We start from the raw sequence: 21,063 nt of genomic DNA, 5'->3' as shown, positions 1-21,063 counted from the left end.
CCGCCGGCTCACGGGAACGCCCGACGACGGAGGAGCGGGAGCGTCACGGCGCTCAGCCGCCGGGCAGTGCGGCGATCTGCCGCGCGAGTTCGGCGGCTTGCGCGTCCCGCTCGGCCTTGAGCGCCGCGAACGCCTCTGGCTGCTGGGCGATCGCGGCCTTCTGGTACTCGGATTCGACGGCGAACCAGATCCCGATCAGGTCGGTGCGCGCCTTGCACTCCACATCGGTCTGCGCCATGCGGATCTCCGCGGCGTCCGGCTCCGGTTCCTTCACCGACGGCAGGTCCGCTCCGGCCTCGACCGGGTTCGCCGCGCTGAATCCGTCGGCGCGCAGGCACTCCGACCAGCGTCCGAAGACCTCCTTCACCCGCGGATCGGCCATCGAGCGGGAGAAGCTCTCGGACTTGGTCTGCGCCGCGAGTTGGGACGCGCCTCCGCCGGTGCCCTGTCCGCCGGGCTGCAGCGACCGGAGTTCGGTGTTCGCCCTGCCCTGACAGCCTCCCACGGGCACCGCCCGGCCGTTCGACTTGGTCACCGGCTTGCCCGTGGCGTCCCGGCCGAGCAACAGGGCGTTCTCCGCCGGGGAGAGCGTGGCCCTCGGAGTCGCGGTGTCACGTCTGGGCAGGTGGTAGCCCCAGGTGCCGACACTCACCGGATCGACCAGGCCGTAGCGACGGAACAGGAGGGAGTCGGAGGCGGAGACGACCGGACCGGGCGCGATCGGCAGGTCGAAGCCGTACTCCTTCATGCAGAGAGCGGCCTTCTTGGTGTTCAGCCACTTCAGTTCGGCCGACTGCTGGGGCGTCAGCATGTACTCCGCGATCGGGAGCCGGAGTCCGGCGACCTGCGAGGGTTCGGGCACGGGGGTCGCCACCGTCGCGGGCGGAGGCACCGGGACGGACGGCGGCACCGGGGCGGACGGCGACGCGACCTGCCCCGCGGAGCAGCCGGCCACCGCCAGAGCGAGCAGCGCCGGTGCCAGAAGCCGCCCTCGGCGGAGTCTCGCTGCGGCAGTCACGACCGTTCTCCTTCGGGTTCGCGGGACGGCCTGCCCGCCGGTGTTCGTACCGACGGGCAGGCTCTGGTCACGGGCGGATCGTCAGACGGTGGGGCAGAACGCGCGCGTGGCGTCGTCCAGGGCCATCGACGCCTCGTTGTTCCTGAGCCACGGGGTGAGGTTGCCGCCCCGGTTGGGACTCAGCCAGTTCTCGTCGCCCATGTAGTTGGGGTACACCCAGATGCCGACGTCGCAGGCGCTCGCGTTCTCGGCGGAGGCGGCGTTGTTCCGCACGGGGTTGCCGTCGCTGAAGTTCCCGCTGATGGTGGGGGTGGCGACGACGTTGCTGCTCCAAACGCCGCCGCCGCGGTTGGGGCCGTACCAGAGGCAGTAGTAACCGCCCTTGGAAGCGCAGGTGTACGAGCCCCAGCTGTCGATGTTCTCGACGCTGGCGTTGGCCTGGCCGCCCAGGCCGCCGAACGCGAGCGTGACGGTCGCGCCGATGAGGGCGAGGCGGGATGCTGTCTTCTTCACGGACATGTCGAGTTCTCCTCCGTAGGGCAGATCGAGTGGTGCGGAATCCGGTCCCCGAACTCGAGAGGGCAGCTGGAAGCGGCCCCCTCGGCGGAGAACGGTAGATCCCCTTCCGCATCGCTGTATGCACGGTTTGCAGCCAATCCGTGGCCGATCCACCGCCCCCCGTTCCCGCCACACCCCTCGGCCCCGCAGTGCCGTCGTGGATTCACCGGACGTTCGCGCTGCTCACCGGAGCCGACGCCTCCCGGAGGCTCGCGCCGAAGCCGGCCCGCTCGCGGGGCACAACCGGGGACGGACACCCGGCACCGGGGCAGGAGACCGGAGCGGTCGCCACGTACGGCCGCCGGCCGCACCGCGGCACGACCCCGCGGCGCCCTCGAGCACCGGCGAGCGCGACTGCCCCTCATCACCGGCCGGGCAGTTGACCTCGTCCCTCAGCGGTGGGGCGGGCCACTGCGGTCGGCCCCGCGGACGCGGCGAACAGCTGACCCCCCTCCTGGAGAACCCGCCCCAGGCCGAAGCTCATGACGTATTCGAGGTGCTGCCGCAACGGCAGCAGCCCGGTGCGGTTGGCGACCTTGGTGTTGCCGGCCACCGCGCCGACGGACGGGTCGGCGAAGGCGGCCGCCAGGCGTGCCGCGGCCCCCGGGTTCCCCGGATCCGTTCCCCGGATCCGTTCCCCGGGTCAGTTCCCCGGGTCAGTTCCCCGGGTCGACGACCACCCCGGCCCCCGGTCACCCGGTGGGGCCCGAACGGCGCACACCCGGTGGGCCGGCCGGGGAGACAACCCCCACCGACCACCCCGCCTCCGGCGCGGCGGCCGGAACTCCACCCGTTCGGGTAGGTCCGCCCGTCCCGCCGTTTCGATGCCGACACCCTGGTCCATGATCCGCCTGTACAGCGCCCTCCGGGGCATCCCTGCCTTACCAGCAAAGGACAGTTCGTATGACAACACATGACGGAGAGCCGATCCCGTCGGTCACCGACGCGACACTCGCCGACATCGCCGCCAACGGCATCTGGCGCGGCGCCGGTCTCGACATCAACCCGGCGGTGCTCGCCGTCGCGCAGGCGCTGCTCGCCGCCCTCCAGGGCACCGCCGCGGCCTCCGAGCTCCCCGAGGAGCTGCGGGAGCTCGTGGGCGGTGTCCGCGGCCGCGCCGCGACCGCCGTGCGGCGCGTCAGCGTCGCGGAGGGCACCGACCTGTCCGTGTTCGAGATCCGGCAGAACTCCGCCGAACCCCGGCCGGTGGTGATCGTTCCCGCCGGCTGGAACCCCTACGGCTGGCTGCCGTTCATGGTCGGCTACCTCTCACTGGCCGCGCGCGGCTACCACGTGCTGGCGTACACGCCGCGGGGCATGGGCCAGCCGGGCAAGTTCTACTCCTCCGACGGGTTCATCGGCGTCGCCGGGCCGGACGACTGGTCGGACGGGTCGAAGATGATCGACCACGCCCAGGAGCAGTTCGCCCCGGGAAAGATCGGGTTCATGGGCCTGTCCTACGGATCCGGGATCAGCCAGCTGGTCGCCGCGCACGACCCGGGGGACCGGGTCGCCACCGTCGCGGCGCTCAGCACCTGGGGCAACCTCGCCACCAGCCTCTACGACCACGGGACCCGGCACGAGAAGGCCGCAGAGCTGCTGATCGGCTTCACCGGGGCCGAGGAGGGCCAGGAGGCGGAGAAGTTCGACGAGGAGACCTGGCGCATCCTCCAGGACTTCCTCGCCGGGCGGAACATGGACGACGTGGTGGCCTGGGGCACGGTCCGCTCCCCGGAGACCTACCTCGACGCCACCAACGCCCGTGGCGTGCCGACCTTCTACTCCAACACGTGGCACGAGAGCCTCTTCCCCGCGCGCGAGGCCATCGACGTGTTCGAGAGGCTCACCGTTCCGAAGCACCTGAGCCTGTGGATCGGCGACCACGGCGCCCCGGAAGGCGCCGGCATCACCGGCGTGGTGACTGGCATTCCCTTCCCCGGCCTGCTGGCCCCGATGTTCGAGGCCTACGCCTGGCTCGACCACCACCTGCTCGGCGAGGCCCCCGAGGTCGCCGACTGGCCGGTGGTCAGCAGCCAGGTCATGTTCACCTACGAGACCGTCCCCACTCCCATCGGCCGGCGGATCACCGTGCCGGCCCGGCGCGAACCGCTCCCCTCCTGGGCATCGGCCACCACCGCCACCGAGGCCTGGTACCTGAGCGGCACCGACACCGACACCGACGGCACCCTGTCCGACAAGCCCGCCACGGAATGGAGCCGGCCCTTCACCGTCGGCCACGAGACCACCGCCACCGCCATGGACGACATCATGAAGACCGGCCAGAAGGAGTGGTCCGGCACCCCCAAGCCCTACGACCCGGCCGGTTTCGAGCGCGACCGGCTGCTGGTCTGGTCCACCCCCGAACTCTCCGGCGGCCGCCGCATCCGCGGCACCGCCACCCTCCGGCTCACCGTCCGCGTCGAGGCCGGCGACGCCGCGACCCTGGTCGCCTACCTCTTCGACGCCGCCCCGGACGGCACCGCCCGGATCGTCACCCACGAGCCCTTCACCGCCACCGACCTGACCCCCGGCACCGAGCGCACCGTCCACTGGGCACTCCAGCCCACCGCCTACGACCTCGCCGACGGCCACCGCCTCGTCCTGGTCGTCAACAGTCGCGACCAGCTCTACGCCTTCACCGGGCAGCAGGACAGCAGAATCACCGTCACCTCCACCAGCGGCGAGGAGGCCGTCCTCCAACTGCCCCTCGGCTGAGCGCATCGGGTCGCGTGAACGGACGAGTGCGGCGCACCGCATCTGCCCTCCCGGAACTCACGGTCCGGGACGCCCACGCTGTGCAGGCCGAGCTGCGGGCCCGGGAGACGGCCGACGGCGCGGCGCTCGTCGGCCTCAAGATCGGCGCCACCAGCGAGGCGATCCAGCGGATGTTCGGAATCGACCAGCCCGACTTCGGGTACCTCACGGACCGGACGATGCTCACCGACGGCTCCTCCGTGGACGCGCGGCGGTTCATCGCCCCGACATCGACGCCGGGCAGGTCGTCCTCTCCGGCGCCGTCGCCCTCCCGCCCGGCACACCGGTCAAGGCCACCTTCGGCCGGCTCGGCCCGGTGTCCGTGACGGTCGGCCCCGCACAGTGCGTACCCGCGGGTGCCGGTCGCTCTCGCGGCCGGCACCCGCGGGTACGACGCGACGGCGGCGGCGCTCACCGCGTCCGTCGGCGGACCCGGCTCGCGGCGCTCCGGCCGCTCGGAAGCCGCACACCACCGTGCCCGCGCTCGCGCCGCCGACCGGACCGAGCACACCGTCGGCGAGGGTTCCGGCACCGGCCGCCGGGGCGCCCGCCACGGCGGCCGGTGATCGCGGTGCGGTCCACCGGGCCACGCACTCGTCCCACCGGGCGGCCTTCCTCGGCTTCTCCCGCTCCCCGCCCGTCAACCCGTCCCGGCCTGCCACAAGATCAATTGTCAGCCACCCCTCGACGCCTCACCCGTCCTGGCTCCCGCCTCCTGCGCCAGCCGCGAGCTTCCACGCTTCGGGATCGATCTGGACGTCGCCCTCCACCGCGACGGCCGTGGCGGGTGCGTTCGGGTCTGCCTGGGCCTCGGCTTCACGGACCTGCCTGCCGTACTCCTCCCGCTCCCGCTGCTCCTTCTCGGAGGGCTGCCGGTCGATCCCGGCACGGAACTCGGCGTAGTCGTCCCGCTTGGACATGGCACTCGTCCCTTTCACCCAGCGTGCGGACATGCTCACAGAAGCAGCGTGATCCGGTGCCCTCGGTGTCGCACCCCACCCGGTACCCGCCCCGTGGTTCGGTGCGCATCGGTGCGACTTCCCGCACCGGCGGGTGAACCCGACGCCGTCCGCCGGGCAGCGCGCGGAGCTGACCACCGCACCGGGGGAAAGTGCCGAACCTCCGCTCCTGCAGGGCCGGCGGTCCGCACACCGACAGTCCGACGAACCACGGTCCCGTCGGCGGGAGCGCGCTCAAGTCAGGTCCGTTCGCAACCGAAGAGTGTCTGCAGGGATCGTCCCGTCCGACAGGAGCCCGTCTTGCACTCGTCCCTCCGCCGCTTCTGGATCGCACTGCTGCTGTTCGCCACGCTTCTCGGCGTTCCGGCCGACGCCGGGGCCGTGGTCGCCCGGCCGGGAACGTCGGGTCGGAGCGCCCCGGCTCCGCTGCACACGGTGTCCGCCGCCGTCCCCGGCCGGTACATCGTCACCTTGCAGGAGAACATCGACCCTGCGTCCGTGCTCAGGGCGGTGCCCGGGATCAGTGCCGGCCGTACGTTCACCACCGCGCTCAACGGCTTCTCCGCCGAGCTGAACCCCCTTCAACTGCGGTCCGTCCGCGCCCTGCCAGGGGTCGAGGCCGTCGAACAGGACGCCGTCATCAGGGTCGGCGGCTCCACGTTCGCCTCGGCCTCCGCTTCTGCCTCCGCCTCCGGCTCCGTTTCCGCCCCCGGCTCCGCCCGGCGGGACTTTCCCGGCTACCCCGCCCGGACCTGGGGCCAGGACCGCATCGACCAGCGACGCCTCCCCCTCGACGGCTACTTCAAGGTCTACGGCAGCGGCGCCTACGTCAACGTCTACGTCGCCGACACCGGCATCGACCTCAACCACCGCGAGTTCTTCCCCGGCCGCGCCGTCCCCGGCTTCGACGCCATCGGCGACGGACAGAGCGGCCAGGACTGCAACGGCCACGGCACCCACGTCGCCGGCACCGTCGCCGGCCAGACCTACGGCATCGCCCGCCTGGCCACCGTGGTGTCGGTACGCGTACTGGACTGCGGCGGCGACGGCACCACCTCGCAGGGCCTGGCAGGCCTGGACTGGGTGGCCCGCGAGGCGAAGCAACCGGCGGTCCTCAACCTCTCCTTCGGCGAGGACGCGTCCCCCGCACTCAACCGCGCCGTCGACCGGATCGCGCAACTGGGCACCCTCCCCGTCGTTGCGGCCGGCAACGACGCCCGCGACGCCTGCGGCATCTCGCCCGCGAGCGCCGCACGCGCCGTCACCGTCGGCGCCACCGACGCCTCCGACCACCAGGCCGACACCAGCAACACCGGCCCCTGCCTGACCCTCCAGGCCCCCGGCGTCGACATTCGCTCCGCCGGCCTCGGTGGCGGATCCGTTTCCATGAGCGGCACCTCGATGGCCAGCCCCCACGTCGCAGCCGTCGCTGCCCTCTACAAGGAGGCGCATCCCGGCGCGAATGCCGACGAGGTCAAGCGCTGGCTCATCGAGCAGTCCACCAAGAACGTCCTCACCGTGTCCTCCGGCTCCCCCGACCGCCTGCTGAACCTCGGCGGCCTCTGACGGCCGGTCCGGCACGGGGGGACGCGACCTACCCGGTCGGAACGCGAACGGGCCGCCAGGTCGGTCGCGGCCCTCGGGACTGGCAGGAGCGCGATCGTCGCACCCGGCGCAGACGTCGGGCGCGGGGCCGGACGGCGGACGGCGGCCCGCGCCGCGACGGCGGCCGCTCGACGGGCCGCGGTGCGCGCGGCCTCGGTCCGCTCGACGTAGAGGACGGCGAGCGCGCCCGGGCGGTGGCTCCACGGTCCGGCCACCTCCCGGCCGGTTCCTCGGAACGGCTCCGGGGCCTGCGCCGGACGGCCGTTGCCACCGCCCTGCCGACGCGCAGACGGGACCGCCGGCCGACGCGGAGCCACGGCCGACACGGGACCACGGCCGACACCGGACCGCGACGGACGCCGGGCCGCGCCGGACGCCGAGCCGCGCCGGACAAGCGTTCCCATACCGCGGCCGAACCGCTGTCGAACCCGCCCCGTCCAGCATCCCGGTGTGTCGGGGCGGCGGCCGTTCCGGCGCGTGCGAACAGCTCCGGGAAGCCCGTCGGACGGTTAACGGCCACGGACGGCGGCGCCCGGCCCGCCCATCCGCTGAGACCGGAGCCGGGTACCGGGAGGGAGCAGGCCCGGCGGCCCGGGCGGGCGAACGACCCTGTGGAGGAGGCCCCTTGTTCGACGCACTGTCCGACGCCCTCGCCGACGAGCAGTTCTACGCGCCGCTCGCCACGATGGCCGACCCCGGTCCGCGCTTCGCGCCCGTCCGGACCGCCGACGGCTGGCGCGCGAGCGAGCGGGACATCTGGACGGCGTGGAGCGGACCCGGGGTACGCCGTGCCGGGCAGGGCTGGAAGATCCACGTGTCCGCGCGCCCGGAACGGGCGCAGCACGTCCTCGACGTGGTGGCGGACACCTGCTTCGCCCAGGAGGCGGCGTTCAAGCACGTGTCGGCGCGCTTCTTCTTCCTCGCGCTGCACCACAAACACGGCGCGCGCTCGCAGGCGGGCAAGTTCTGCACCGTGTACCCACCGGACACGGCGGGCGCCGAACGGCTCCTCGTCCTCCTCGCCGAGGCCCTGGACGGCGAGGAGGGCGCCTACGTGCTCAGTGACCGCCGCTACCGGGACTCCCGGACGGTCCACTACCGCTACGGCGCGTTCGCCGGCCGCAGCCGGATGCTGCCCGACGGCACCGCGCAGCCGCTGGTGGCCGACGGCCACGGGCACGACGTGCCGGACCTTCGGCTGCCGTACTTCGTGCTGCCCGAGGGTGTCGGCGACCCCTTCGTGGACCGGGAGCCGGCCCCGCACCGGGGACCGATCCGCATCCGTGACTACGAGATCGTCAAGGTCCTGCAGCCGAGCAACGCCGGTGGCGCCTACCAGGCGCGCGAGACCCGCACCGGGCGGCTGGTGCTGATCAAGGAGGCGCGCCCGCACAACGGCTACACCTGGGACGGCGCGAGCGCGCGGGAGCGGTTGCGCCGGGAGTACGAGACCCTGACCGCCGTGCACGCGGCGGCCGCCGGCGTGTGCCCGGAACCGCTGGAGCGGTTCACGGAGTGGGAACACGACTTCCTCGTCATGGAGCACGTCGACGGACTCCCGCTGGTGCGGTGGATCAACCGCTCCTCGCCCGTCCTGCTGGCCGAGCGGCCGGCCGCGGACTTCGACCGGTACCACGCCGAGTGCCGCCGGATCCTCGCATCGCTGGACGCGGCCCTGGACCGGCTGCACGCGCTGGGGCTGCGGTTCGGCGACGTCAGCCCCGGGAACGTCATCGTCACCCCCGACGGCGGGGCCAGGCTCGTCGACTTCGAATCCGCGACCGCGCTGGACGCCCGGCCCGCCCGGATGGGCACGCCGGGCTTCGCACCGCCCCCGGGCGTGGCCGCCGAGCACCCCGACGACCCCCTGCTCGCCGACCGCTACGGCATGGCGGCCCTCGCGCTCACCCTGCTGGCGCCCTTCCACAACGCGCCGCAGCTGACGCCGGCCAACTTCGCCCTGCTGCGGCGCGACCTGGCGGCGCGGGCGCCGGTACCGGACGACCTGTGGCGCCGCGCCACCGCCTTCCGGCGCCCCGGCGCGGTCCGACCGTCGGCACTGCCCGACCCCGGGGAGGTGGACGCAGACCCGGTGGGATGCCTGACCCGGCTCGCCGAGCGGACGGCCTCGGGGCTGCTCGCCCTGGCCGACACCGACCGCCCCGACTGGGCCTTCCCCCCGTCGCCGCAGGCGTTCCGCACCAACACGGTGTGCCTGGCGTACGGGACGGCGGGCGTGGTGCACGCCCTGCTCCGGGCCGGCGTCCCGGTCCCGGAGGAGGTCCGCGAACGCCTGCGCCACGACGCGCTCACGACCGCGCACGCGCTGCCGCCCGGACTGGCGGTCGGCTCGGCCGGCGTCGGGCGGACGCTGGCCCGCACCGGGCACCTCGACGAGGCGGTCGACCTGCTGCGCGCGGCCGACCGCCATCCGCTGACGGCCGGCACGACCACGCTGGCCGGCGGGCGGGCCGGGGTCGGCCTGGCGTGGCTGGCCCTGCACCGGCAGACCCGGGACCCTCGTCATCTGGAGCGGGCTGCCGCCGCCGGCGACGCGATCCTCGCGCTCGGCGCGGACCTGGGGCCGACGCTCGGCGCCCACGACGCCCGCGGACTGTTCCACGGCCGCTCCGGGCTCGCGCTCTTCCTCCACCACCTCACCGACGCGACAGGGCAACCGCGCTACCGGGCGGCCGGACGCCTACTGCTCCACGAGGAGCTGGACCGCGCGGTGGAACTGCCCGACGGGTCCCTCTCCTTCGCCGACAACGCGGTGAACCGGCGCGTCATGCCGTACCTGGCCACCGGGTCGGCCGGAATCGGGACCGTCCTGCTGCGCTACGCCGCCACCGCGGACGAGCGCTGCGCCACCGCTCTGCCCCGCGTCCTCGCCGACGTGCGCAAGGTCAGCGCGGTCCAGGCCGGGCTGCACGACGGCTTCGCCGGACTGGTCCACCTGCTGGCCGCGCACGCCGACTACACCCAGGACGACGCCGACCGCCGGGACGCACTGCGGCTGGCCACCGGGCTCCTCAAGTACGCCGTGCCGCACGGCGAGGACGTCCGCTGGCTCGGCACGGGCTCGCTCCGGTTCAGCGCCGACACGGCCAGCGGCAGCGCCGGGATCCTGCTGGCACTGCACCGAGCCCTCCACGGCCCGGGTGACGACTGGTTCACCCTGGATCCCACCCACCCACAGGAAAGCGGAGGCACCCTTCCATGACCGAGATCCTCGCCCTTCAGCAGCTCGAAGCCCTTACCGAGGAGACGGAGGAGGCGTACCCCTTCCCCTGCTTCAGCATCTACGCCAGCTCGATCATCGACAACGACACGTACTGACCTGCCGCACGGTGCGGACGCAAGTGCTCGTCGCCCCGGCCTCGAGTTGCCGGGGAGGCGTGGCGCTGACGAGGGGCTCATGAAATCCCGGCTGCAGATGTGCAGTTGATGCTTCATCGGCGTCGTGGCCGCCGGCCCGGGAACGCACGGGCGGGCGGCCCCGGCGACCGGCGGGCCCGCCCCGGGCAGAGCCCCTCCCGGCTCCCTCCCGGCCCTACGGGGTGCGGGCGGACGTCGGGGCCGCCGCGGGAGTCAGGGCGGAGGCCGGAGTCGCGACGTTCGTCGGGGCGGGGGTCGCCGTGGCCTCCGGAACGTAGGTCGGGGCGGACGTCGGCGTAAGTGTCGGCGTGGGCATCGGCGTGGACGTCGGCATCGGCACGGACGCGGGAGTGGACGTCGGCGTGGACGTCGATGTCGGGACGTGGGTGCCGTTGTACGTCGGCGCCGGGACCAGTCCTGCCGGCAGGCCCGTGCCACCCGGCGAGGCCCCCGGAGTGGCGCCGTTCGTCGGGGACTCCAACGGCCCGTACGTCGGATAGTGCGTCGGGAAGTCCGTCGGACGGGAGCTGGGGGTCGAGGTGGGCGTGGAGGCCGGGCCCGTGGTGCTGTGCTCCTGCACCAGGAAGGGCAGCCCCGCCCCCACCCCCGCGATCAGCAGCAGGGTCCCTCCCGCCGTCAGCGCGGTCCGGGTACGACGTCGCGCGCGCAGCAGCTCCTGCAGGCGCCTGTGGTGCTCAGGGCCGAAGAAGGCCTGCTCCTGGGTGTCGCGCATCATCCGTGCCAGCTCCTGTTCGAAGTCATCCATGGGTTTCCTCCCTCACTTCACCGGCTCGCCGACCTCGGACAGGACCTCCCGCAGCCTCGCCACCCCGCGCGAGGTCAAGGAGCGGACGGTACCGACCGGACACCCCATCACCTCCGCGACCTGCGCCTCCGGCAGGTCCTGGTAGTAGCGCAGCACCACCGCGGCCCGCTGGCGTGCCGACAGCAGCGCCAGTGCGCTCTCCAGCCGCGTGCGCTCCTCCACGACCGCCGCCAGATCCTGGTCGACGGGCGTCTCGGGCAGTTCCTCCGTCGGGCGCTCCCCCCACCAGCGCCGACGGGCCGAACGCGCCGCCGCCCGCACCAGCACCTGGCGCAGGTACGCCTCCGGCGCCTGGTCCGCGACCCTCGGCCACGCCGACCACAGCTTGACGAGTCCCTCCTGCAGCAGGTCCTCGGCCCGGTGCCGGTCCCCGCCGGTGAGCAGACGCGCGAGATGGAACAGTGCCGACCACCGGCCCGCGACGAACTCGTCGAAACCCGCCGCCCGTGACTGCCTCATCCAACACCTCCCGATCCGCTCCCGAACGCCTGCACCTGTAGAAAGACACCGGCCACCGACCCGCTATCCACCCCGGACCAGTGGGCTGGATCACACACCCGCACACGCACACACCTCGACACCAACCCGACACAACAGACGCAGGGAGACATTAGACGCATCGGGGGCACCGGACTGCCGGCGGGGCGACCGGCCCCGATGCGGCCGGCGCGGGCGAACGAGGTCCGGGGTCCGACGGGCGACGGACGACGGACGGCAGGCGGCAGGCGGCAGGCGACGGACGGCGGACGGCGGACGGCGGCAGGAATTACGGAAATCATCGGCGCTTCCCGGGAATCGGGAAAATGCCGGGTCGGGCGATTCCGGTTCCACTTCCGCCGTTCGCCGACGACTCCGTGACGGAATCGGACCGTCCTCGATCCGATTCCGGACATCGTGTACAGAGTGACCGTGGACTGCGCGGGTCGACTGTTGTCATGGCCTGGCACGTCGGCTTCCAGGAGCACGAGTCGCACGAAGGAGTCCAGAATGTTCGGCAGGAATTACGCGCGTACGGCGGCCCTCGCCGTCGCGGCCGGTTCTGTTCTGTTCGCGGTCCCCGCGACCGCCGATGCGGCCGTCACGGCCTACACCCCGCAGAGCACCTGCGGGGCGAGTTACGTCACGAAGGATTCCTTCGACCTGCCGGGTGGCACCTCGACGGTCTACCTGACCTACAGCAGCGCGACCGGCAAGAACTGCGTCGCCACCATCAAGAACTCCAGGGTCGGCACTCCGTCCCTGACCGGTGCCTACCTGACCTACGGCGACGGCAGCGGGAGGCAGGAGGAGTTCCGGAACCTCAGCTACTACGCCACGGCCTACCTCTACGCACCCGGGCAGTGCATCTACTACGGCGGCCGGGACTACAACTCCGGCGACTGGTGGGGCAAGGGCCCGGGCTGGTGCGGCAAGTGACGTCCACGCCGTAGCCATCCCGGTCGGCCCGGCCGCCGGGCCGACCGCCGGGCCGACCGCCGACCGGGTCAGGCGCGCAGGAACTCCAGCACCGCCAGCACGCGGCGGTGCGTCTCCGCGGCCGGGGGCAGGTCCAGCTTCATCAGGATGTTGCCGATGTGCTTGCCCACGGCGGCGTCGGACACCACCAGCTCCCGGCAGATCGCCGCGTTCGAGCGGCCCTCGGCCATCAGTGCCAGCACCTCCCGCTCGCGCGGGGTCAGCCGCTCCAGCGGGTCCCGGCGGCGGCGCAGCAATTGGCGGACCACCTCCGGGTCGACCACCGTCCCGCCGGCCGCGACCTGGGCGACCGCCGCCGCGAACTCCTCGACCTGACCGATCCGGTCCTTCAGCAGGTAGCCCACGCCGGAGCCGTCCCCGGAGTCCAGCAGCTCGGCCGCGTAGGAGCGCTGCACGTACTGGCTGAGCACCAGGACCGGCAGGCCGGGGTGCCGCTCGCGCAGGGCGACGGCCGCGCGCAGGCCCTCGTCGCTCTGGCCGGGCGGCATCCGGACGTCGGTGAGCACGAGGTCCGGCCGGTGCTCCTCGACCGCCGCGTGCAGCGCCGGGGCGTCGCCGACGGCCGCCACCACCCGGTGCCCGAACCGGGCGAGCAGGCCGATCAGCCCCTCGCGCAGCAGGACTCCGTCCTCGGCGAGCACGATGCTCAGGCTCATCGTCGCGCCCCCGTCCCGGTCGGGGTGCAGGGGATCTCCACCCTCACGGTGGTCGGTCCGCCCGGCGGACTGCTCACGGTCAGTGTGCCGTGCACGACCGCCATCCGGTCGGCCAGACCGGTCAGTCCGGTGCCGCGCCCGGGGTCGGCGCCGCCGCGGCCGTCGTCGGTCACCTCGATGGTCAACCGGCCCCGCGCCCACCGGCCGTCGACGGTCGTGGTGCTCGCCCCGCTGTGTTTGGCGACGTTGGCGAGCGCCTCGGTGACGGCGAAGTACCCGGCCGACTCGACGGGCGCCGGGAGGCGGGCCGGCAACGCGAAGCGGGTGGTCGCCGGGACGGGTGACCGGTCGGCGGCGTCCGCGCACGCCTCCGGCAGGCCTCGGTCGGTGAGCACCTGCGGATGGATGCCGTTGATCAGTTCGCGCAGTTCGGCGAGCACGTCGCCCGCCTCGCGGTGCGCCTCGGCGAGCCGGGCCGCCAGCGGGCCGTCCGGCGGCGCGTCCAGCCGGGCCAGGCCGAGCGTCATCCGCAGGGCGACCAGGCGCTGTTGGGCGCCGTCGTGCAGATCGCGTTCGATCCGGCGCCGCTCGGCCTCGAAGGCGTCCACCAACCGGGCGCGGGAGCGGACGAGTTCACCGATCCGGTGTTCCCGGCCGCCCGGCCCCAGCAGCGCCCGGACGAGCGCCGCCCGGGCGGCGGCCAGCAGCGCCACCGGGTACGCCAGCAGTGGTGCGAGGGCGAGCCCGGCCAGCCCGAACAGGCCCGCCGCCCACGGGGAGTGGACCTGCCAGACCTTGAGGACGTTGACCTGTTCGCCGTCCAGGAGCAGCAGCGGGAGGGCCGCCAGCAGGTACCCGGGGACGGCGAGGGCGCACACGGCCACGGCCAGGTCGAGCGGCCAGAGCACGAACGCGGCGAGCGCGGTGAAGCCGAGCTCGCGCCAGGTGGCCCGCTCCCGGTAACGCAGCCGCAGCCAGGCCGCGAGGCCCGGACGGTCGGGGACGCGGTGCGGGTCCGGTACCGGTGCGCCGTGCAGGAACCGGGCGAGGCGCCGTTCCCAGGCCGCGACGGGCAGCCCGACCAGGGCCAGGGCGGCCAGCAGCGGCAGCCCGACCAGCAGGGCCGCCAGCACGCCGCCGGCCGCCACCGACACCAGCAGCCCGGCGCAGAGCAGCAGCCCGGTCAGTCCGGTCGCCAGGAGGTACCCGGCCGCCCGCCAGGGCGCCGCCGAACGCAGGAACCCCGGCCGCGTCACCGCGCCCCACCGACCTCTGTCGTCCGTCACGTCTCTCCTCCCCCACGCGCCCTCCCGGCGTCCGCCCACCCTAGAGGGCGCGGCGCGGCCCGTCGGTAGGGCCTGCCCCACCCTGCGAAGTGGCCCCAGGCCCGCTGCGCCACCCCGGGGGGGCGGCGCTTGGCTGGGCGCCATGAGAATGCTGCGGATCGCGCTGAAATCCCTGAAGGCCCGCCCGGTCTCCCTGCTCGGCGCCTTTCTCGCCCTGGCCCTCGGGGTGGCGACGACCGCCGCCGTGCTGCTCGGCCTCGCCGCCGCGTCGGCCGGCGCGCCCGGTGGGGAGGACCTCGTCTCCCTGGTCGCCGTGCTCGGCACCGCGGGCGGGGTGAGCGCGTTCGTGTCGGCGTTCGTCGTCGCCTCCACCTACTCCTACGCCGTCGCCCAGCGCCGTCGCGAGCTCGGACTGCTCCGCCTGGCCGGCGCGACCCGCGGCCAGGTGCGGCGCACGGTGCTCGCCGAGGCGCTGGTGCTCGGCGCCGTCGCCTGCGCGAGCGGCTGCGCGCTCGGGCACCTCGCCGCTCCCGCACTCCTGCGGTGGCTGTCCGGGGCCGGCCTGGCGCCGCCCGGTCTCGCCCTCGTCCCCGCCGTGTGGCCGCTTCCCGCCGCCTTCGCCACCGGCCTGCTGGTCGCCGTCGCCGGGGTCGCCGTCGCGGCCCGTCGGGCCGGGCGGACCGGCCCGCTGGACGCCCTGCGCACGGCCGACCTCGACACCGGTGTGTTGACCGCCGGCCGTCTCCTGACCGGCCTCGGGCTGCTGCTCGCCTTCCTCGCCCTGACGGTCGCCGCGCTCGCCACCGACCCCGTCGACCTGCTGCACCGCAAGACGTTCACCACCCGGCCGATGTGGCTGATCTGCGCGTGCGGCCTGCTCTCGCCGCTCCTCGCCCCGCCGTTGCTCCGCCTGGCCGCCCGCGCACTGCCGCACCGGGGCGGCGGATCCGCCCGGCCGGTCGGCCGCCTGGTGCCCGCCGCTGCCGCCGCGGCGCTGCGCCGGACGGGCGCGGTGGCCGCGCCGGTGGTGGTCGCCGTGGCGCTGACCGGGTCGCTGGCGGGCGCGCCGGCGGCGGTCGGCGCCGCCCGGTCCGCCGAGGCGGGGGCCCGGACCGGCGCCGACCTGGTCGTCGTCCCGGCCGACGGCTCCGCGGGCCCGCTGCTCGCCGCGCTGCGGGCCGTTCCCGGCGTGGGCGCCCTCTGCGCCACGGCGCCGACCACCCTCGCGCTCGTCGAACCGGACGGCGTGACGGTCCGGTCCGAGGCCCGCGCGGTCACCGGTCCGGCCGGGCTCGCGGCCCTGGCCCGGCTGCCCGTGCTGGCCGGCTCGACGGCCGCACTCGACGACGAGTCCCTCGTCCTTCCGGCCGAGTGGGGCCACCACCGGGTTGGGGAACCGGTGCCGGTGGTCCGCGCCGACGGCAGCCGCACGACCCTGCGGGTGGCCGCCGTGCTGCGGGACGGGCTCGGCGACAACGGTCTGTACGTGACCGCCGCCAACGCCCCGGGCTCCCGGGTCGACCGCGTCGACGTCGCGCTCGGCCCGGACGGCGGCAGCGACCGGGTGGCCGCCGTCCGCTCCGCCGCCCTGCCGTACGGCGCCGCCGTTCACACCCGCGAGCAGTGGCTCGCCGCCGGGCCGTCGCCGCGGACCACCTGGCTGCGCACCGTCCTCGTGCTGGGCCTGGCGGTGCTCTACACCGGCATCGCGCTCGCCAACACCCTGTTCATGGCCACCGCCGACCGGCGCCGCGAACTCGCCCTGCTCCGCCTCGCCGGGGCCACCCGCGCCCAGGTCGTGCGCCTGGTGACCGCCGAGTCGGTCCTGGTGACGGCGGTCGGCGCCGTCCTCGGCTGCGCCGCGGCCGCCGTCCAGCTCGCCTCCCTGTACGGCGCCCTGGCGGTGCTGCGGGTGCCCGCCCCGCTCGTCCTGCCCTGGCACGAGGTGGGCGTGGTGACGGCCGGTGCGCTGCTGCTCGCCGCACTCTGCGCCGCCCCCGCCGCGGCCTGGGCGCTGCGCGTCCGCCCGGTCGTGGCCGCCCGCTGAGAATGGGCCAGGCGGGGCCGACGACGGAGCGGGGGCGGCGCGCCGGACCCGGCCGGACACGGCCGGGCGTACCGGTCAGGACGCTGTGGAGCGGGCCCGGGCGAGGGTGGGTACGGCTCGCTCGCCCGGGTCAGCTGTGTGCCTGGTACCCCAGGTGTGCCTGGTACGCCAGGTGTGCCGGGTGTGCCTGGTACGCCCGGTGCGCCGGGCGTACCGGGCGTGCTGGATGTGCCTGGTGCGCCGGGAGCGCTCAGCGAGCCTCCCGCACCCCCGCCCCGGCCTTCTCCCGGACGTGCGCGGGCAGACCGTTGGCGAGGTCCTCGACCAGCAGCCGCCAGGCGATCGACTCCGCCGCCGTCCGCAGCTGCGGACTGCGGGGCCGTCCGGCGTCGGACTCCAGGCGGGCGTTGAGCCAGTCGGACCAGGCGCGGGCGAGCGCGCGCACCTCGTGCGTGCCGGTGGTGGTGAGGGCCAGCCGGTCGCCGTCACGGGTGAGGTGACCCTCGTCGGCCATCCGGTCGAACACCGGCTCCAGGACCTCGGGCGGGACCCGCTTGCGGGCGGCGACCAGCTCCAGTGACGCCCGGCCGACCGCCTTGGTGTGGCCGGCGACCTCCATCAGCGCCCAGGCACCGGCGAGGTCGACCCTTGTGTCCGCGTCGGCCACGATCGAACGGACCGTGTCGAGGTCGGCTCCGCGCACGATCCGGCCCACCGCCGACTCCAGGAGCTGGTCCGAGTCGCCGCCGGTCGGCTGGGCGAATCCCTCGCCGAGGTCCGTGGAGCCCGCCCGGGCGGTGTCCCGCAGCTGCACCTGCTTGAGGAACAGCGAGACGACGAACCCGAGCAGCGCCACCGGCACCGTCCACAGGAACACGGTATGCAGGGCGTCCGCGTAGCCCTGCACGATCGGTGCCGCCTGGTCGGCGGGCAGGCCGTGCAGGCCCTGCGGACTCCCGGCCGCCCGGGCGAGCGCCGCCGGGTCGGCGCCCGTCGAGGCGGCGGACTCGGCCACTCCCCCGGCCAGCTCGGTCCGGAGACTGTTGGCGTAGATCGTCCCGAACACGGCGGTGCCGAAGGAGCTGCCGATGGTGCGGAAGAAGGTCACCCCGGAGGTCGCGGTGCCGAGGTCCGCGTAGTCGACCGTGTTCTGCACCGCGATGGTCAGCACCTGCATGCTCAGCCCGATGCCGACACCCAGCACGAACATGTAGCAGGAGGCGAGCACGGTGCCGGTGCCGGGTTCCAGGCGCGACAGCAGGTAGAGGCCCAGCGCCATCACCAGGGTCCCGGCGATCGGGAAGAGCCGGTACTTCCCGGTCTTGCTGACGATGTTGCCGCTCGCGACCGAGGCCAGCAGCAGGCCGATCACCATCGGCAGCATCCGGACGCCGGAGACGGTCGCGGAGTCCCCGTCGACGTACTGCAGGAAGGTCGGCAGGAACGTCAGCGCGCCGAGCATCGCGAAGCCGACGATGAAGCTGAGCACGGAGCAGACCGCGAACACCGGGTTGCGGAACAGCCGCATCGGCAGCATCGGCTGGACGGCCCGGGTCTCCACCCAGCAGAACAGGCCGAGGGCCACCGCCCCGCCGAGGAAGAGGCCGACGATCACACCCGAGCCCCAGGCGTACTCGTTGCCGCCCCAGCTGGTCGCCAGGATCAGCGCGCTGGCGCCGATCGCGACGAGGGCGATGCCGAGGTAGTCGACGACCGGCCGGACCGCCGCCCGCACCGCGGGGATGGTCCGGGCCGCGGCGATCACCACCGCGACGGCGATCGGCACGTTGACGTAGAAGGCCCAGCGCCAGGACAGGTGGTCGGTGAACAGCCCGCCGAGCAGCGGTCCGATCACCGTCGCCACGCCGAACACCGCGCCGATGGCGCCCTGGTACTTGCCCCGTTCGCGCAGCGGGATCACGTCGGCGATCAGGGCCATCGCGGTCACCATCAGACCGCCCGCGCCGATGCCCTGCAGGGCGCGCCAGGCGATCAGCAGCGTCATGTTGGTCGCCAGGCCGCAGAAGAACGAGCCGGTGATGAACACGATCGCGGAGACCTGGAACAGCAGCTTGCGCCCGTAGAGGTCGCCGAACTTCCCGGCCAGTACGGTGGCCACCGTCTCGGCGAGCAGGTAGGACGTGACCACCCAGGACATGTGCGCGGCCCCGCCGAGGTCCGCCACGATGGTGGGCAGCGCGGTGCCGACGATGGTCTGGTCCAGTGCGGCCAGCAGCATGCCGAGCACGATGGTGGCGAAGACGACGTTCCGCTGCCGGGCGTCCAGCACCGGCGGGGCGGACGGCGGGGTCTCGGTGTCGACGGTCATGCCGACAGCCTCGCCGCAGGCCCGGGGGGACCGCGATCGGGCTCCGCCGTCCGGGTGAACGGAGCGGCGCTGCGGGGGCCTGGTCGCCGGGGTGCCCACGATCCTCTTCCGTCGGGCGGGGACGGGCCGTCAGAGCCCGGTCGGTGCTCCCGGGGGCGTTGTCGGTGGGGCGTGGCAGAGTGCCGGGCATGACGAGCGAGACCACCGACCCCCTGGCCGGCCTGGACGCGATCGACTGGGCGGGCCTGGAGCACGCCTACGGCGACGCGGACGACGTTCCGGCACTGCTGCGCGCCCTCGGCGGACCGGAGGAGACGGAGCGCCGCCGGGCGCTGCACGCCCTGTACGGCAACATCTTCCACCAGGGCAGCCGCTACCCCGCCTCGGCGGCGGCCGTGCCGTTCCTGGCCCGGCTCGCCACGGATCCCGGTCGGGACGGGCGGAGCGGGCGGAGCATACGCAACGGGCGGGCCGACGTGGTCCGGCTGCTGGCGTCGCTGGCCATCGGCTACGACGAGGCGCACCTGCCGGACGGCATCGACATCGCGCGCACGCGTCGCGAGCGGGCCGAGTTCGCGGCGCAGGACCCGGCGGCGGTACTGGCCGAGATGGACGCCTGGGTCGCGGCGGCACCGGACGAGGGCGAGCGGCGGGTCCGGGAGTTCCGGCGCTCGCTCTTCGACGTCGAGGACCACCTGGGGTCGATGGACTCCGAGCTGGCCGCCTACGACGCCGTCCGGGCCGAGCTCCCCGCCCTGTCGGTGCTGCTGGAGGACGAGGACGCCGAGGTCCGGGCCACCACCGCGTACCTGCTGGCCTGGTTCCCCGAGGAGGCCGCCCGCACGTTGCCGCGGCTGCTGGCCCTGCTGGACGACGCCGTCGACCGGGCCGGCGGGGTGGCGGGCCTCGGCGACGAGCAGCCGGCGGCCGCCGTGACGGCCTCGGCGCTGGTGGCGGCCGGGCTGCTCGGCGGCCCCGGACTGGTCCCCCGGCTGCGGCCGTTCCTGGGGGCCGCCGGACGCCTGCCCCGCTGGGCGGCCGCCGTCGCGCTGGCGCGGCTGGGCACCCTGGACGGCGCGTCGGGCGACGGCCCGACGGACGACGGCGTGCCGACCGCGGCGGTGCTGGCCGAGCTGGCGGCGGCCGAGGCCGCTCCCCCGGAGCCCGGGCCCCCGCTCCTGGACTTCCACGACGGCGACCTGCGCGGCTACGCCGCCCTCTCCCTCACCCAGCTCTCCTCCACGCACCCGGGGGAGACCCTGGACGCCGTGACCGACGGGCTCGCCAGGGCCTCGGGTATCTCGGCCTTCGCCGTCACCGCGGCGGCGCTGTCCCTGGCGTTCCCGACCCGCCCGACACCCCTGCCCGCCTTCACCGCGCTCGACGAGCGGCAGCAACGGCTGATCCGGGTGCTGGCCGACCTCGACGCGTCCACCTGGCAGTGGGGCAACTTCCTGGAGATCCTGAGGTCGTGGGCCCTTCCTCGGGACCGTCCGGCGATGCGGGCCTACGCGGGGCTGCCGGACGCCTGACGCTGTGGGGGGCGGCCGGTGCGGAAAGAGCGTGACCACCGCGCTTCAAGCAGCTGCCGCCAGCTCACGCGCGAAGACCTTCAAGGGGGCACCGGAAGCGCGGTGCGCGCCGATCAGGAAGTCGTTCAGAATCTCCTGCGGCCCATCGACGAACACCAACTGCACCCCGAAGGGAATTCCGTCCCGCCCGGCCGAGACGAAGGACAGCCGCAGCTGCGCCGCCTGATCGTCGTGCCACAGATAGACGACGCCGGGCCTCCCGGTGCCATCGGTCGCGGCATCCTGAAGCCAGGCGTCCATGGTGCCCATCAGCGCAGCGGCCAGCGCCACCCGGTCGTCGTCGCCCGGCTCTCCGGGCGGGGCGGAGAAGTACTCGATGTTCTCCAGCGCCTCCTCGTCGATGTTCCCGCTTCCCCGCCAGACACCGAATCCGGCCACTTCCCTGATGACGTCCACAAGCTCCGGGCGACCCACTCCGGGATTCCTTTCGACGATCGGCAGCAGGAGGTGGTGGGGGGGGGCGCCCCCCCCCCCCCCCCCCCCCCCCCCCCGGGGGGGGGGGGGGGGGCCCCCCCGTAAACAGCCGAAACACCCCCCCAACACACAAAAAAGGGCCCACAGTAGCCGCCACAAAACCCC

General features: G+C 74.2%; 17 protein-coding genes. 7 read left to right on the top strand and 10 right to left on the bottom strand.

Features of this window, described 5'->3' with window-relative positions; genetic code table 11:
* Nucleotides 1-52: 52 nt before the first annotated feature.
* From ACIPYS_RS20670 to ACIPYS_RS20660, 3 genes are all read right to left on the bottom strand, one after another.
* Nucleotides 53-1,018 (bottom strand): hypothetical protein, encoded by a 966-nt coding sequence (locus ACIPYS_RS20670; RefSeq protein ID WP_400747843.1) that lies wholly within the window; start codon nucleotides 1,016-1,018, stop codon nucleotides 53-55.
* A gap of 81 nt (nucleotides 1,019-1,099) precedes the next feature.
* Nucleotides 1,100-1,537 carry a peptidase inhibitor family I36 protein gene (locus ACIPYS_RS20665; protein WP_093864288.1) on the bottom strand — a complete coding sequence of 146 codons (438 nt, stop codon included), beginning with the start codon at nucleotides 1,535-1,537 and terminating at the stop codon, nucleotides 1,100-1,102.
* Nucleotides 1,538-1,940: 403 nt separating this feature from the next.
* On the bottom strand, nucleotides 1,941-2,129 hold the full coding sequence (locus ACIPYS_RS20660) for a hypothetical protein (RefSeq protein WP_093864287.1): 189 nt from the start codon (nucleotides 2,127-2,129) through the stop codon (nucleotides 1,941-1,943).
* A gap of 350 nt (nucleotides 2,130-2,479) precedes the next feature.
* Here ACIPYS_RS20660 and ACIPYS_RS20655 point away from each other — a divergent pair, with 350 nt between their 5' ends.
* Together ACIPYS_RS20655 and ACIPYS_RS20650 are read left to right on the top strand one after the other, a co-directional pair.
* On the top strand, nucleotides 2,480-4,291 hold the full coding sequence (locus ACIPYS_RS20655; protein WP_400747840.1) for a CocE/NonD family hydrolase: 1,812 nt from the start codon (nucleotides 2,480-2,482) through the stop codon (nucleotides 4,289-4,291).
* A gap of 14 nt (nucleotides 4,292-4,305) precedes the next feature.
* Nucleotides 4,306-4,656 (top strand): hypothetical protein, encoded by a 351-nt coding sequence (locus ACIPYS_RS20650; RefSeq protein WP_400747838.1) that lies wholly within the window; start codon nucleotides 4,306-4,308, stop codon nucleotides 4,654-4,656.
* A 366-nt stretch (nucleotides 4,657-5,022) separates the two neighbouring features.
* Here the strand turns inward: ACIPYS_RS20650 and ACIPYS_RS20645 are convergent, their stop codons facing one another.
* On the bottom strand, nucleotides 5,023-5,250 hold the full coding sequence (locus ACIPYS_RS20645; protein ID WP_400747836.1) for a hypothetical protein: 228 nt from the start codon (nucleotides 5,248-5,250) through the stop codon (nucleotides 5,023-5,025).
* A 339-nt stretch (nucleotides 5,251-5,589) separates the two neighbouring features.
* Between ACIPYS_RS20645 and ACIPYS_RS20640 the strand changes: the two genes are divergently transcribed.
* Together ACIPYS_RS20640 and lanKC are read left to right on the top strand one after the other, a co-directional pair.
* Nucleotides 5,590-6,855: a S8 family peptidase gene (locus ACIPYS_RS20640; protein ID WP_400747834.1), complete on the top strand. Its 1,266-nt coding sequence runs from the start codon at nucleotides 5,590-5,592 to the stop codon at nucleotides 6,853-6,855.
* A gap of 664 nt (nucleotides 6,856-7,519) precedes the next feature.
* On the top strand, nucleotides 7,520-10,117 hold the full coding sequence (lanKC, locus tag ACIPYS_RS20635; RefSeq protein WP_400747832.1) for a class III lanthionine synthetase LanKC: 2,598 nt from the start codon (nucleotides 7,520-7,522) through the stop codon (nucleotides 10,115-10,117).
* A gap of 330 nt (nucleotides 10,118-10,447) precedes the next feature.
* On the opposite strand, the gene ACIPYS_RS20630 is transcribed toward lanKC, so the two are convergent.
* The gene (locus tag ACIPYS_RS20630) at nucleotides 10,448-11,038 is read right to left on the bottom strand and encodes a cellulase (RefSeq protein ID WP_400747830.1); all 591 of its coding nucleotides are present in this window, start codon (nucleotides 11,036-11,038) and stop codon (nucleotides 10,448-10,450) included.
* Between the two features lie 12 nt (nucleotides 11,039-11,050).
* On the bottom strand, nucleotides 11,051-11,557 hold the full coding sequence (locus tag ACIPYS_RS20625) for a SigE family RNA polymerase sigma factor (protein WP_400747828.1): 507 nt from the start codon (nucleotides 11,555-11,557) through the stop codon (nucleotides 11,051-11,053).
* A gap of 528 nt (nucleotides 11,558-12,085) precedes the next feature.
* Here ACIPYS_RS20625 and ACIPYS_RS20620 point away from each other — a divergent pair.
* Nucleotides 12,086-12,514 carry a spore-associated protein gene (locus tag ACIPYS_RS20620; RefSeq protein WP_400747826.1) on the top strand — a complete coding sequence of 143 codons (429 nt, stop codon included), beginning with the start codon at nucleotides 12,086-12,088 and terminating at the stop codon, nucleotides 12,512-12,514.
* Nucleotides 12,515-12,582: 68 nt separating this feature from the next.
* On the opposite strand, the gene ACIPYS_RS20615 is transcribed toward ACIPYS_RS20620, so the two are convergent.
* Together ACIPYS_RS20615 and ACIPYS_RS20610 are read right to left on the bottom strand one after the other, a co-directional pair.
* Complete coding sequence (locus ACIPYS_RS20615) at nucleotides 12,583-13,215, bottom strand: response regulator (protein ID WP_400748261.1); 633 nt, start codon at nucleotides 13,213-13,215, stop codon at nucleotides 12,583-12,585.
* A gap of 11 nt (nucleotides 13,216-13,226) precedes the next feature.
* The gene (locus ACIPYS_RS20610) at nucleotides 13,227-14,516 is read right to left on the bottom strand and encodes a sensor domain-containing protein (protein ID WP_400747824.1); all 1,290 of its coding nucleotides are present in this window, start codon (nucleotides 14,514-14,516) and stop codon (nucleotides 13,227-13,229) included.
* A 142-nt stretch (nucleotides 14,517-14,658) separates the two neighbouring features.
* Here ACIPYS_RS20610 and ACIPYS_RS20605 point away from each other — a divergent pair, with 142 nt between their 5' ends.
* Nucleotides 14,659-16,563 (top strand): FtsX-like permease family protein, encoded by a 1,905-nt coding sequence (locus ACIPYS_RS20605; RefSeq protein WP_400747822.1) that lies wholly within the window; start codon nucleotides 14,659-14,661, stop codon nucleotides 16,561-16,563.
* Nucleotides 16,564-16,813: 250 nt separating this feature from the next.
* On the opposite strand, the gene ACIPYS_RS20600 is transcribed toward ACIPYS_RS20605, so the two are convergent.
* Nucleotides 16,814-18,892 (bottom strand): DHA2 family efflux MFS transporter permease subunit, encoded by a 2,079-nt coding sequence (locus ACIPYS_RS20600; RefSeq protein ID WP_400747821.1) that lies wholly within the window; start codon nucleotides 18,890-18,892, stop codon nucleotides 16,814-16,816.
* 188 nt (nucleotides 18,893-19,080) lie between these two features.
* Here ACIPYS_RS20600 and ACIPYS_RS20595 point away from each other — a divergent pair, with 188 nt between their 5' ends.
* Complete coding sequence (locus ACIPYS_RS20595; protein ID WP_400747820.1) at nucleotides 19,081-20,424, top strand: hypothetical protein; 1,344 nt, start codon at nucleotides 19,081-19,083, stop codon at nucleotides 20,422-20,424.
* A 45-nt stretch (nucleotides 20,425-20,469) separates the two neighbouring features.
* Here the strand turns inward: ACIPYS_RS20595 and ACIPYS_RS20590 are convergent, their stop codons facing one another.
* Nucleotides 20,470-20,898, bottom strand: a complete 429-nt coding sequence (locus tag ACIPYS_RS20590; RefSeq protein WP_400747818.1) for a hypothetical protein — start codon at nucleotides 20,896-20,898, stop codon at nucleotides 20,470-20,472.
* Nucleotides 20,899-21,063: the final 165 nt, after the last annotated feature.

The organism is Kitasatospora sp. NPDC089913, from assembly GCF_044748625.1.
Lineage (GTDB): Bacteria > Actinomycetota > Actinomycetes > Streptomycetales > Streptomycetaceae > Kitasatospora.
The sequence above is the reverse complement of the archived record's forward strand: the minus strand, read 5'-3'. Positions and strand labels throughout refer to the sequence as shown.